This window comes from Streptomyces niveiscabiei, assembly GCF_033794345.1.
Lineage (GTDB): Bacteria > Actinomycetota > Actinomycetes > Streptomycetales > Streptomycetaceae > Streptomyces > Streptomyces niveiscabiei.
In genome coordinates this window covers 40,476-53,123 of record NZ_JARAYJ010000015.1, presented here as the reverse complement: position 1 = coordinate 53,123, position 12,648 = coordinate 40,476, and the positions used below count along the sequence as shown (strand labels likewise).

Sequence of the window (12,648 nt, the reverse complement as noted above, 5' to 3'; positions counted from 1 at the left end):
ACTCGGGCAACCTCTCGCTCCTCGCTCGCCGGGTGGCGCGTTCAGTACGGGCACGGGACAGGTCACCGGATGAGGGAGCGCAGCTTGCGCTTGATGTCGCGGGACGACTCGATCGAGTCGTCCTCGACCAGGCGCCGCACCATTTGCAGCACCTTGTTGTCGGCGGCGTCGGTCGCCCCGTCCTGGATGGTCTCGATCCGGCGGATGCCCTTGGCCGAGGTGGAGTGCGGATAGAAGTGACCGGCGGGGTGCTTGAGGCCGTCGCTGCGGTCGGCGAGCCAGACGTAGGCCATCTTGAGCGCGGCGATCCGCTCCTCGCGGTTGGCGTCGCACAGCTCCTGGGCGAAGACGTAGAACGCCCGAGCGTGCCGGGACTCGTCACGGCCGAGGAGCTTCCAGATCCCCCGGACCACCGGCTCCTTGGTCTCCGCGGCCAGCGAGCGGTAGAGCTCGGCGGCGCGTGCCTCGGAGATGATGTTCATGACGAGGGTGCCGGTCCGGCTGTTTCCGATGGGGTACGGCTCCCTCTTGTACAGGGCGTGCTTGGAACGCACCTTGATCCCCAGCTTGTCCAGGCAGCGGGCCTGTACGAGCGAGTGCCGGGCCTCTTCCGCCCCCCAGGCGAGCGCCCAGGAGGAGAAGCTGGTCTCGCCCTCCCACTCCCGCAGGAAGTTGTGGGCGCCGGGGAGGGTACCGAACTCGATGATGGCCGCCTCGGTGAGGAAGTCGGTCTCCTCCTCGCTCATCAGCTCGGGGTTCAGCCGGTCGAGGTCGAGTTCCTTCCAGTCCCAGCGAGTGGTCTCGAACCAGTCGAAGATCTTGTTCCACGTCATGTCGAGGTAGAAGTCGGTGTACAGCGGGTCGAGGGTCAGCGAGCTGTAGGCCCGCATCGCTATCCCGACCGTGTCGGCCAGTCCGAAGCCGTCGAAGGCGGACGGGGCGAGGATGTCCTCCACGTCCAGCGCCTCGACCCAGCCGGGCACCGGTCCGCCCGCCGCGTCGCCGACCACGAAGAGCCGGGTCTTGGTGAACCTGGCGTGGCCGCGCAGCTTCTTCACGGCCGCGGGCACCGAGGTGGACGACGAGCCGACGAACGCGGCGGCGAGTTCACTGCCGGGCTCGAGTTCGTGCAGGTAACGCTCGAAGTCGTCCGGCCGGCTGCGGTCCAGCTGGACCTCGCCGAACCGGGCGAGGGACATCTGGGCGCCGAGTTCGACACCGGGTAGGCAGTCGACGAACACGACGTGGGTCTTTCTCATGGGTTCCCCCTGGCAACTTCGGCGGCGGGCTCGACGACGAGCCCGCCTGATGGGCGCGGTGCGGTGGAACGGGGTGTCATGCCGAGCGCGGTCAGACCGCCGGCCAGCATGAAGACGCCGACCGTGAGCCACGCGTGCACGAAGGCACGGTGGGTCGCGTCGTACGTGACGGGATCGCCGAGGATCGCGACCAGCACGCTGATGCCCAGCACGCTGCCGAGCTGCCGGCTCATGTTGACCACGGCGCTTCCGGTGGAGAACCGGTCCTCGGGCAACTGCGCTGTCGCCGAGGCCAGGATCGTGGGCAGGGCCAGACCGACGCCGGCGCCACCGATCAGCCAGCCGGGCAGCAACTCCGTGGCGTAGTGGGGCGTCCGGCCGATCGAGGCCGCCATCAGGGCGACGCCCGTCGCGCACAGCACACAGCCGGCCGCCGCGATCCGGCCCTGGGTGAAACGGCCGGACAGACGGGCCGCGAGGAGGGCCGTGACCGGCACCATCAGCGGGCCGGGGGCGATGCCGAGTCCGGTACGCAGGGCCGAGTAGCCCCAGACCTGCTGCATCCACAGCACCGTGGCGAGGAGGTTGGCCGCGAAGGCGACACTGAAGGTGAGCGCCGCCATGTTCGACCAGGCGAAGGACCGTACGCGCAGCAGCGCCGGCTCGATCACCGGGGCGGCGTGGCGCCGGGAGCGGAGCCAGAACCAGACGATGCCGGCGGCCCCGGCGGCCAGCACACCCGCGGTCCGGGTCGCGGGCCAGGCGTTGGCCTTCACCAGACCCAGCGCGAGTGCCCCGGTCGCCCCGGTGATCAGCGCCGTACCGAGCAGGTCCGGCAGCCGTCCGGCCCGGGTCTCCCGCGACTCGGGCAGCACCCACAGGGCCACCACCAGCGCCGCCACCCCGACCGGAATGTTCACCAGGAACACCCACCGCCACGAGGCGTTGACCAGCAGGCCGCCGACAACCGGACCGGCTGCCGCGGCCAGCGCCCCGCTGGCCGACCAGATCCGGACGGCGCCCATGCGGCGTTCGGCCGGGAAGACGGACAGGAGAAGCCCCAGGCTGGCAGGGGTCAGAGCGGCGGCGCCCACCGCCTGTAGCACCCGGAAGACCACCAGCGGCCACAGCCCGTCGGCCGCGGCGCAGGCCGCCGAGGCGGCGGTGAAGAGCGCCAGTCCGAGGAGGAAGACCCGCTTGCGGCCGAGCCGGTCGGACAGCCGGCCGAGAGGGACGAGCAGCGCGGCGAAGACGATCGCGTAGCCGTTGAGGACCCATGACAGATCGGCGAGGGACACGCCGTCGAAGTCACGGCCGATGGCGTCGAAGGCCACGTTCACGATGAACAGGTCGAGCCCGGCCATGAAGGCGGCCACGGACAGAACGGTCAGTGTCAGCCCTGTCCGTGCCTTCTGCACGGGCTCCCCGGAACCGCCGGGCGAACGCGTGGAACCGCGACGTGGGGACATCGGGTCAACTCCTGCCGTGTCGTGAGCCGGACCGGCCGGGAGCTCCCCGCCGACGCCCATCCCATGGCGCGGGCGCCTCCGAGCACAAGGGGGTGGCGACCGGCGCACCACGTGCGCCCGCGTAAGTGAGCCGAAGGGGGCAGTCCGTCTGCTACGGAAGTAGTAGTGCCACGTGTTCCGCGTCGCCGCCCAGAACCGGGTTCCCATATTCCGCCGGGTCAGGCGCCCTGGCCACGCTGCGCCATGACAATGGCTGGATCAAGAGCCAGCGGACACACAGGTGACGCGGGTGGGTGTCCGCTCCTTGCGTATCTCGCGTTCCGCCAGGTAGGAGAGTGCCGGGGCCGCGCTGAAACTGAGCGCCTGGTAGAGGTGGGTGAGTGCCAGGGCGACGGAGACCACGCCGAAGGGCAGGGCGGTGAGGGCGAGGACGGCGAAGGCGAGGAAGAGGACGGCGAGGACGGTTTCCGCGCCGGCGCTGCCGAACGCCTGGAGCCTGGACTGGAGACGGCGGAACTTGTCGGTGCGCGTCCAGAGGGCGGGCCGGTTCAGCAGCGAGACCAGGGCCGCCTTCCCGATCACGTAGAAGAGAGCGCGCTGGGCCACGATCGCGCCGGCGAACTCGCGGGCGGTGAAGCCCATGACCTTGCGGTACACCGTCCACTGCAACAGCCGCCTGCCCGCCATCACGAAGAGGAACGGCACGTACCAGGTCACCGGCACCGGCCACACGTCGCCGTGCGCGACCATGGACAGCAGCATCGCCGGGGGCACCGCCAGAGCGGCGAAGCGGAGGCCGCGGAAGGCGTTGATCAGGCCGTGGTTGGCGTGGTAGATCCGCTGCGCGGCGTTCAGCCGCGAGGAGGTCCGGCCCGCTCCGGGACGGAACAGGTGGGCGTGGGCGCGGATCTCCTGCACCGGGCCGTAGGTCCAGCGGAACCGCTGCTTCTTGTAGCCGTTCCAGGTCTCCGGTACGAGGCCCCGGCCGAGCGGATGCTTGAGGTAGACGGACTTGTACCCGCTCGCGTGGACGCGGATGGCGAGTTCGGAGTCCTCGGTCATGCACCATTCCGCCCACCCGCCCGCCTTGTCGAGGGCGGCCAGGCGGATGACGGACATCGTGCCGACGGTGAGGCCCGCCCCGTTCTCGTCGAGCGAGACCATGTGCGCGGCGAAGAAGAAGGCGTACTCCGCGTTGGCGATCCTCGTGAAGGCCGACGACTCGTAGTCCCGGTAGGCGTGCGGGCACTGCACGAAGCCCGTGTCGGGGTCCTCCAGGTAACCGACGGTGTCGGCCAGCCAGTTCGGTTCGACGATGTAGTCGGCGTCGACCACGCCCACCACTTCCGCGCGGGGGGAGATGTGGGGCCGCGCCCAGTTCAGCGCGCCGGCCTTCGCCCCGGTGATCCCCTCGACGTGCAGGAACCGGAACCGCTCGCCCAGCCGGGCGCAGTGCTCCTGCACGGGCCGCCAGAGACTGTCGTCCGCGGTGTTGTTGTCGATGACGAGCACTTCGTAGTCGGGGTAGTCGAGCCGGCTCAGGGCGTCGAGCGTGCCGATGACCACCTCGGGCGGCTCGGAGTGGATCGGGAGCTGCACGGAGACCATCGGCGCGAACCCGGCCGGCCTCGGGCGCGCCGTCGCTCCGGCCCTGCGCCACCGGGAGCGCAGGAGCACTTCGGAGCCCGTGATCTCGTCGAGCAGGTCGGACGGGAGGCACACGATGGTCACCAGGGAGCTCAGCGTGACCAGGGCGAGGGTCACCGGGCTCGCTCCCGAGTCGACCGCTGTCAGCGCGAACGGCACCAGCCACACCACCGGCAGGACGCTCAGGAGCGCGCACGTCACGACGAACAGGGCGCCGAGGGGCCGGAAGGCGGTCAGCCGGCGGCGGGCCACGAAGCCGAGCGCCGCCAGGGCGAGCGCGGTGAGCAGCCCCCACGTGAGGGAGCCCCCGAGGGCCACGCTCACCAGCACGGCCGCGCCGAGGCACAGGGCGTGCACCGCGAAAGGGAAACGCTGTTCCCAGGCAGGGGGTTGGGGACGCAGCGACAGCGTGAGAATGGCGGCCAGCTGTGCCGCCGCCACGATCAGTAACGTGGCGACCAGGACATTCATGGGGTTCCAACTTTCCGGTGGGCTCCGGCGGGCGCCGATGGGCGCCGATGGGCGCGGGTGGGCGCGGGTGGGCGCCGATGGGCGCGGGTGGGCGCGGGTGGGCGCCGCCGGGCGAGGAGAGGCCGGAGCACGGGCAGACGAGTGCCGGACGACGATGTCCGAGGCCGGTGCGGGGCAGGGAGAAACGCCCGCAGGCGCTTCAGGGCATGCGAAGGGCGTTCAGCAGGATGTTCAGCAAGGCGTTCAGCAGGACGTTCAACAGGGCGTTCGGCGCGGGTTCTCGACCGGGAGGATCTCCGCCCCCCGGCCGGCCGCCGGCGACTCCGGGCGCGTGATCATTTCCGCCGGGCCGGCAGCGGTGCCGGCCCTGTGGGCGGGGCGCCCGGCAGCGCGGGAGACGCACGTCGAACGTGTTCGCCGGTGGTCGAGCGGACGCGGGACCGGCGCGTGAGACGTCTCAGGACCGGGGCCCGGGCGGGGGCCTGTGGGTCGCCCGCCTGGCCTGTGTCCGGTCGCGCGGGTCCATCATCTTCACCTTCCTCCGTTTCCCGACTCGTTCCTCAACTCGCTTCGCGTGCCGCTGCGTCGCATCGTGCCAGGGGCGAGCGGCCGTTTTCCGCCCGTGCGGCGGGTGAGCGGCTAAGTACAGGGAAACCGGACGCGAAGCGCCCCCTGGCCGTGGGGAGCCAGGGGGCGGGTACGGGGCGGAGGGCGCCGTCAGACGCGGCGGGCCGCGCGCAGCGCCTGGGCGTAGTAGCCGCCGCCGTCGAGCTGCGAGGTGCCGCCCTTGTCACCCATCGTGGGCCCGCCCGCGTTCTTGCGGCTGGAGATGAAGCGCGGGTGGTCGGCGGTGTCCAGGCCGAGGTAGATGCCGACGTGGTCGATCCGCTTGCCGGACTGCTCCTGTGCCCTGAAGAACACCAGGTCGCCGGGCTGGAGTTGCTGGATGACGGCGGGGCGCCGGTCCGTGAGGGGGATCACCGGCACGCCGAGCCGCCCGCGGGCGATCCCGTCGGGGGACCGCTGCAACCCGCCGCCCGTCGCGTTGTCCCTGCTGTCCAGCGCGACGCCCGCGCGGTAGCCGTACACCAGCCGGACATAGCCGGAGCTGTCGACGGAGCGCGCGCGGTCCTTCTCGGGGCTGCGGACGACCGTGTCGGGGAAGGTCCAGGGGACGCCCAGGTAGTCGTAGAAGTCCGAGCCCGCGCGCGCGGAGCCGCCGGTGGTGTCCGGGGTGTAGCGGGCGGCGCCGCTGTAGGCGACCCCGGCCGCCGTCTTCCGGGTCGGGGCGCCGGCGACGTACTCGAAGGCCGTCGCGAGGATGTCCGGACCGCGGTCGGCGAGGCGGGACGTGAGCCAGGGGGTGAACCAGGCGCTGCGCTCCGCGCCCTGGGTCCAGGGCGTGGGCAGCAGCCGTACCCAGCTCTTGGTGACGACCTTGGCGTCCGTCGTGCGGGGCTCGGCGAAGGTCCGGCCGGGGCCGGTCAGGACGGCCGTACGGGCGCCGTCGGTGAAGGTGGCGACGACGGTGCCGCTCTGGTCGCGGGCGACCGTGCGGGCGGGGCTGCTGATCCGCTCGAAGAGCAGCGTGCCGCTCCTGGCCTGGATCTCGGCGGGCGGCGGCGCCGATGGTGTGGGCGGTACCGGCGCCGCCGCCCGGGTGTCGCCGCGGTGTCTGAGCTGTAGGGCCAGCCCGCAGGTCGCCGTGAACAGGACGGCTGTCACGAGGAACAGCACCGTGTTCCTGGTCAGGAGGCGTTTCACTGGTCACTCCGATGAAGGGGGAAGGAGAGCGGCGGGGGCGTGGCTCATGTCGTCGGCAGGGCGCCCAGCAGCAGTCCGGACACCAGGATCACGTAGGTGGCGAAGGTGACCGCGCAGGTGGAGAGGACCGTCGCCGTCTTGGGCTGCCGCTCCAGCTGGTAGGCGATGAGGCCGGGGACGATGAACCCGAGGGCCTGGTGGGCGAACAGCAGCGGGAACTGCTGGTGGAGCAGCAGGGAAAGACCGGCCTGGAGCAGGACCCCGATGAGCACGACGGCGGCGAACAGCCGCTTGCCGTAGAGGATCACGAACCGCTGGAGCACCTTGGTCAGCAGGTAGGTCAGGGCGGCCACGGCCGCGACCATGGCGGCGCGCCGCAGGTCACCGACGAGGGTGAGGGCGAGCCAGCCGGGGGTGATCATGCCGCCCGGGGAGAGGTTCGTGGTCAGGTAGCACAGGAGGGAGAACACCAGACCGAGCGCGATGCCGATGGCGGCGATCTGGGGGGTGACGACTGCGGGGATCAACGGAGCTCTCCATGGGGGGAGTTGGTGTGGTCGGGTGCCAGCGCGGCGAGCCGCTCCAGGAAGAGTTCGCCCTGGCCGTGGATGTTGCCGATGGCGACGACGGAGGACTCCGGCCCCAGGTGGGCCAGCAGTTCCTCGGTGAGCCGGTCGGGGTCGCGGCGCTCGCCGCCGAGGTCGACGACGTTCCCGCTCCAGTGGGCGGGGATCGCGTCGGCGGCCGACTTGGTGGGGTGGCCGATGAGGAACACCGTCTCCGGGTCGAGCTGGGGGATGAGCGCGCCCATCTGCCCGTTGCGCTCCACCCGGTCGGGACGGCAGTTGATGACGACGTGCAACGGGCGCTGGATCGCGCCGAGTTCGAGCAGCTGGTTGATGTTCATCAGCGTCGACTCGGGGTCGTTGGCGGCGAAGACGTTCGCGAAGCGCAGCCGCTTCTCGTCAGGGGTGCGGTACCGCTCGACGGACAGCACACCCGGGTCCGGCGGCGCGTCGTACATCCCCTTGAGCGCGGTCGCGCGGTCGATGCCGAGCAGTTCGGCGACGGCGAGCGCGATGGCGACGTTCTCCTTGAACGTGAACCAGCTGAAGCCGCGCAGTTCCTCGTCGGTGACGGTGTCCGGGTCGGCGTGGACCAGCTCGCAGTTCCGGGCGTCGGCCTCCTCCTGGAGGATGTGGAAACGTTCCTTCTCCGCGGTGACACAGACGCCGCCCACCGGCAGCGACCGGCACAGGGAGCGGGCCACGTCGTCCAGCGTCGGCCCCATCTCGGCGAGGTGGTCCTCACGGACGTTGCACAGCACGCCGATGGTGGAGCGGATCAGCTTGGTCTGGTTGATCTCCTGGAGCGCCGGCATGACGGCCATGCACTCCATGACCAGGACGTCGGGCCGGTAGCCGGCGGCCCGCCGGACGATGCCGATCTGCTCGACGACGTTGGCGATGCCGAACTTGCGGTAGACCGGCTCCTCGGTGGCGTCGGGGTGGATGAACCGGGCCGCGGTGCCCGTGGTCTTGGCCACGGTCACCAGGCCGCTGCCGCGCAGCGCGCCCGCGCACAGCCGGGTGATGGAGGACTTGCCGCGGATGCCGTTGACCAGCACGCGGGTGGGGATGACGGCGAGGTTCGCGTCGTGGCGGCGCTGTTCGACGACGCCTGCCACGAGCAGGCCGGCGCAGCACAGCGCGAGGACGCAGTACAGGAAGAGCACGGTGGGTCAGCTCCTGGGACCGGGACTGGACGGGGTGTCGGTGCGGGGGAGGCGCTGTCTGATCACTTCGAGGCCGCGGGCGATGGAGCCGACCTCGTCGTGATGGCGCGGGTAGAGCACCGCCGCGCGGTCCCCGGCCGCCAGCGCCTCGGCGCCCCGGGCGACGTCCCGCAGCGGACGGACGACGACGAGGTACAGCCAGCCGACGCACAGGGCGCCCGCGGTCATCCCCAGCAGACCGACGAGCATGATCCGCCGCTGTGCCTCGTACTGGGGCAGGCCGATCCAGAACACCGGCCGGATCGAGGCGACCTTCCAGCCGAGCTTGCTCGCGACGCCCGGCTTGTCGCTGAACGGCGCCACCGCGGCGATCGCCGGATCCCGCCGGCCGACCAGCACATCGGCGGAGCCCTTGGCTGTCCGGTCGTCCCTCAGCCGGCTCCGCAGCCGGCGGTCGGGGACCCGGTCGAAGGCCACGAACCCCTTGTTGGACGCGATGACCCGCTGTTCGGAGTCGACCAGCCACACCGAGCCGAGACCGGGCCGGTTGAGGATCCCCGTCAGATACTGGACCTTGAACTCGCCCACGACATAACGGCGTTCGCCCTTCTTCGGCCCGCCCGCGACCGGCTGGGCGGCCACGGCCGCGAGCACCGGTTCCGTACCGGAGGTGTTCGTCTGCGTGACCCCGCTCCGGACGCGGGCCTTCTTCGGGGTGCGGGGCTCGCCGCCGGCCTGGGCGAGGATCCCGCCCGCGCTGTCCACGACGTACAGGGACCGGTAGCGGCCGTGCCGCTCCAGGGACCTGCCGAGGACCTCGCGCGCCTTCTCCGGCCGGGAGGCGTCGACCACCGTGGCGAGCCGGGTGAGGTCCGCGTAGGCGTCGTTGATGCCCCGGCGCATCCGGTCGGCCGCCGTCACGGTGCGCTGCCGCTGGTCGTCGGAGATCAGCCGGGGTACGGCGTCGGCGGGGCGCGGCAGGGTGCTGCTGAGGGTCAGGAGCATCGACGTGGGCCAGGCGATCAGGGCGAACGCGCTCACCGCGACGACGGTGCGCAGCCCGAGCCGTCTTCTGGCCGGCGCCTGCGCGGACGGGCCGTCCTCGCCCCGGAGCTGACGGCGCAGTGCCTCCAAGGAGGCGCCGATCCGGGCGGGTTCCCCGAAGCGGGGGACGGGGACGGGGGCCGTGAGGTCACCCGAGCCGAGCCGCCGCGCTTCGCGGCGGAGCAGCAGCACAGGGCGCTGCACCAGCAGATGGAGGGCGGCGGTGACCCCGGCCGCGAGGGCCGCGAGGACGGCCGCGGCGAGGAGGGCGAGCCGCAGGTCACCGGTCCCGGTCCCGTGCCCCTCGGCCGGGACCGTCGTGACGACCGTCAGTCCGAGTCCGCTGCTCGGGCTCTCTTTCGTGGCGAGCCCGCGGGCCACCGCCGCGTACCCCGCGGCGGTCCGGTGGTCGCCGTCCGCCGCTCCGACGAGGCTGCCGCTCGGACCGTCGAAGCCGCCGGCCGCGACGGCGGTGTCCGAGGGGCCCGCGCTCTGCGCCTGGCGGGCGGCGGTCACGGCCAGCGGTCTGGCGCGGACGACGCCGGGCGCCGGGCCGGTCGAGGTGAGGGGGTTGCCGTCCCGGTCCACGACGGTGAGCGTGTGCTCCTTGCCGACGGTGATGCCGGGGAGCTTCACGCTCTGGGAGGCGACGAGCACCTGCTGCTTGCCGCCCTGCGTCAGCGTCGCGAAGGCCAGCAGCCGGGTGACGCCCGAGTCGTCCCGCACCAGGGCCGGAGGCGGGTTCGCCGGCAGCCCGCGCACGTTCACCTTCCCCAGCGGCAGGGCCTCGCCCTGCGCGGCGAGCAGCCGTCCGGTGGCCTGGTCGACGACGGCGCTGCCGCGCCACTTGCGGTGCGGCCGGTCGAGGCGGGCCAGCACGCGGTCCGCCGGTACGGACCCGGAGGCCGTGACCTCCGAGGCCGCCGTCCGCAGGTCGGTGACGCTCTGGTCGACGGCGGCCTGGAGCGCGACCGCCCCGTCCTCGGCGATGTGCTGCTGGGAGCTGAGGACGGCCTCGGGGACGCCGTGTTCGGTGTCGCTGCCGACGGCGAACACCGTCAGGCCCGCGACGAGCGCCAGCAGCACCGGCAGGGCCGCCAGCGGCGGTCGCACCCCTCCCAGCACGGCCATGTCCGCCCGACGCCGTGCCGGGCCCCGCTCGGATATCGGGGATTCACTGGTGGTCAAGAGAAGTCCTTTCCAGGGGTGTCGATTCCAGGGGTGCCGATGCCGGGTGAAGAGGTGAGGGGGGAACTCGGCCCGGCGGTGGCGCGGCAGTCGTAGAGGCCGAAGTTGCCCTTGGCGCGCCAGCCGTACTCCCCGGAGCGGACGCGCTGGCAATGGGACTTCACCCAGGTCGTGGCGGGGGTGGTGGGGCGCAGGGGAGTGAGCAGGACGAAGCGGAGCCGGCGGGCGGCGATCAGGTCGGCGAGCTGCGGGGCGCTGGGGAAGGGCGTCCTGCCGGTGAAACCGCCCATGACGAGCACGGGCCGGTCCTGGGCGCGCAGCAGACGCTCCGCCGGGTAGGCGGCCTGGGTCGCGAGCAGGTACTCCTCGCCCTCGCGGTGCGCGACGAGGTAGTCCAGCAGGGCCGTGTCCCGGGCGCTCGGCCGGCCCAGCTCGGCCCGGCGCAGCGCGGCCGGGTCGTGCAGAGCCCGGTGGTGGAAATCGCCGACCGGACCGGCCGTCGGGGACGTGGCGGCGCCCGCGTAGCGCGGGTCGAGGGACGAGACGGCCCAGCAGGCGGGGACCAGCAGCATCGCCGCGACTCCGGCGGCCAGGGAGCCGTGGACCCGGCGCCGGGAGGCACGCGGCCCGCTGGACCACAGGCCGAACGCCCCGCAGGCCGCGAAGAACACGGCGAACACCAGCAGCCCGGGGGCGAACCAGGTCGGCCGGTCGAGGACGAGCGCCCAGGCCACCGTCAGCACGATCGCCGCCGGCAGCCACAACCGCCGTCGGCCGCCTGCCTCGTACGCGGACGCCTCGTACGCGGACGCCTCGTACGCGGACGCCTCGTACGCGGACGCCTCGTACGCGGACCTGAAGAGCGCGAGCCCGCCTCCGGTGAGCGCGGCGACGGCCGGGGCGAGGACGGCCGTGTAGTAGGGGTGATTGCCGTTGGAGACGCTGAACACCACGGCGTGGACGGCGAGCCAGCCGCCCCACAGGAGGAAACCCGCGCGCAGCGGGTCGGTCCGCGGCTCGCGGGCGCGCCAGACCAGGGCCGTGCCGACGGCGAGCACGGCGAGCGGCAGGAACCAGGCGATCTGCGGGCCGACGGTGTGGTTGACGAGCATCCCCCAGCCGGTGTTCCCGGTGGTACGGCTGGCGGCGGTGGCCGGGACGGCGCCGAGCGCGGTGCCGTCGCCGCTGAAGCGGCTCACGCCGTTGTAGCCGAAGACCAGGCTGAAGGGGTTGTTGTTCGACGTGCCGTCGACGTACGGGCGGTCGCCCGTGGGAGTCAGCCACGCGATCAGCGCCCACGAGCAGGAGACGGCCAGCGTGACCGCGCCGCCCAGCAGGAGGCGCCGGGCCTTCCGCAACGCCGGGCCGCTCGCGGCGAGTTGGTAGATGAGGGCGAACACGGGCAGGACGAGCCAGGCTTGCAGCATCTTCGCCTGGAAGGCCAGCCCGACCCAGACACCGCACGTGATCAGCGGGAGCAGCCGCCCGGTGCGTACCGCCTTGAGCAGCGCTCCGGCGGCTGCCACCAGCAGCAGGGTGAGCGCGGTGTCCGGGATGGTGGCCCTGTTCAGCACCACGGTCACCGGGGTGAGGGTGAGCGTCAGCGCGGCGATCAGCGCCGCGAACGGCCCGGCCCAGGCCCGTACGATCCGGTGCAGCAGCCAGACGGCGAGCACGCCCTCGATCACATGGGGCAGCGCGACCGCCCACGTGTGCGGCCCGAAGATCCGCACGGAGACGGCGTCGGGCCAGAACGCGCCGGGCAGCTTGTCGAGGGTGATCGAACCGCCGGCGTCGAGGCCGCCGAAGAAGAAGGTCTGCCAGCCGGTGGCCATCGACCGGATCGCCGCACTGTAGTAGGGGTGGATCGCGGCGTGCCCCATGCCCCAGGCGTACAGCAGGGCGGCGACGACCAGCACCGCGGCCAGCGCCGGGAGTTCCCAGCGCTCCCATCGCGCCCATCGCGCCGGAGCTTCGGGCCGGGTGGGGCTCCGGGGGGTGGGGACGGCGTCCATGGCGAAGGTCCTTGGATCGGTGGGGGAGGGGGGCGGAAGGCCGCGTGTTCCCGGGG

The 12,648-nt window shown here is 72.4% G+C and carries 8 protein-coding genes; all 8 read right to left on the bottom strand.

Annotated elements, in window-relative coordinates:
* Positions 1 to 62 precede the first annotated feature (62 nt).
* The 8 genes from PV682_RS21720 to PV682_RS21685 all read right to left on the bottom strand — a co-directional run bounded on the left by PV682_RS21720 (position 63) and on the right by PV682_RS21685 (position 12,592).
* A complete protein-coding gene (locus PV682_RS21720) occupies positions 63 to 1,259 on the bottom strand; it encodes a ferritin-like domain-containing protein (protein ID WP_319732295.1) in 1,197 nt (398 codons plus the stop codon).
* Complete coding sequence (locus PV682_RS21715) at positions 1,256 to 2,635, bottom strand: MFS transporter (RefSeq protein WP_319732293.1); 1,380 nt, start codon at positions 2,633 to 2,635, stop codon at positions 1,256 to 1,258. The genes PV682_RS21720 and PV682_RS21715 overlap by 4 nt, the downstream gene beginning before the upstream one ends.
* A gap of 351 nt (positions 2,636 to 2,986) precedes the next feature.
* Entirely contained in the window at positions 2,987 to 4,846 is a 1,860-nt protein-coding gene (locus PV682_RS21710) for a glycosyltransferase (protein ID WP_319732291.1), read from the bottom strand.
* A 717-nt stretch (positions 4,847 to 5,563) separates the two neighbouring features.
* Positions 5,564 to 6,610, bottom strand: a complete 1,047-nt coding sequence (locus tag PV682_RS21705) for an NlpC/P60 family protein (RefSeq protein ID WP_319732289.1) — start codon at positions 6,608 to 6,610, stop codon at positions 5,564 to 5,566.
* 44 nt (positions 6,611 to 6,654) lie between these two features.
* Positions 6,655 to 7,137: a poly-gamma-glutamate biosynthesis protein PgsC/CapC gene (locus PV682_RS21700; protein WP_010354781.1), complete on the bottom strand. Its 483-nt coding sequence runs from the start codon at positions 7,135 to 7,137 to the stop codon at positions 6,655 to 6,657.
* A complete protein-coding gene (gene pgsB, locus PV682_RS21695; protein ID WP_319732283.1) occupies positions 7,134 to 8,345 on the bottom strand; it encodes a poly-gamma-glutamate synthase PgsB in 1,212 nt (403 codons plus the stop codon). The genes PV682_RS21700 and pgsB overlap by 4 nt, the downstream gene beginning before the upstream one ends.
* 6 nt (positions 8,346 to 8,351) lie before the next feature.
* Positions 8,352 to 10,577: a HAMP domain-containing protein gene (locus PV682_RS21690; RefSeq protein ID WP_319732282.1), complete on the bottom strand. Its 2,226-nt coding sequence runs from the start codon at positions 10,575 to 10,577 to the stop codon at positions 8,352 to 8,354.
* Positions 10,574 to 12,592, bottom strand: coding sequence for an ArnT family glycosyltransferase (locus PV682_RS21685; RefSeq protein ID WP_319732280.1), 2,019 nt, complete (start codon positions 12,590 to 12,592; stop codon positions 10,574 to 10,576). Before PV682_RS21685 ends, PV682_RS21690 begins: the two co-directional genes overlap by 4 nt.
* Between the last annotated feature and the right edge of the window lie 56 nt (positions 12,593 to 12,648).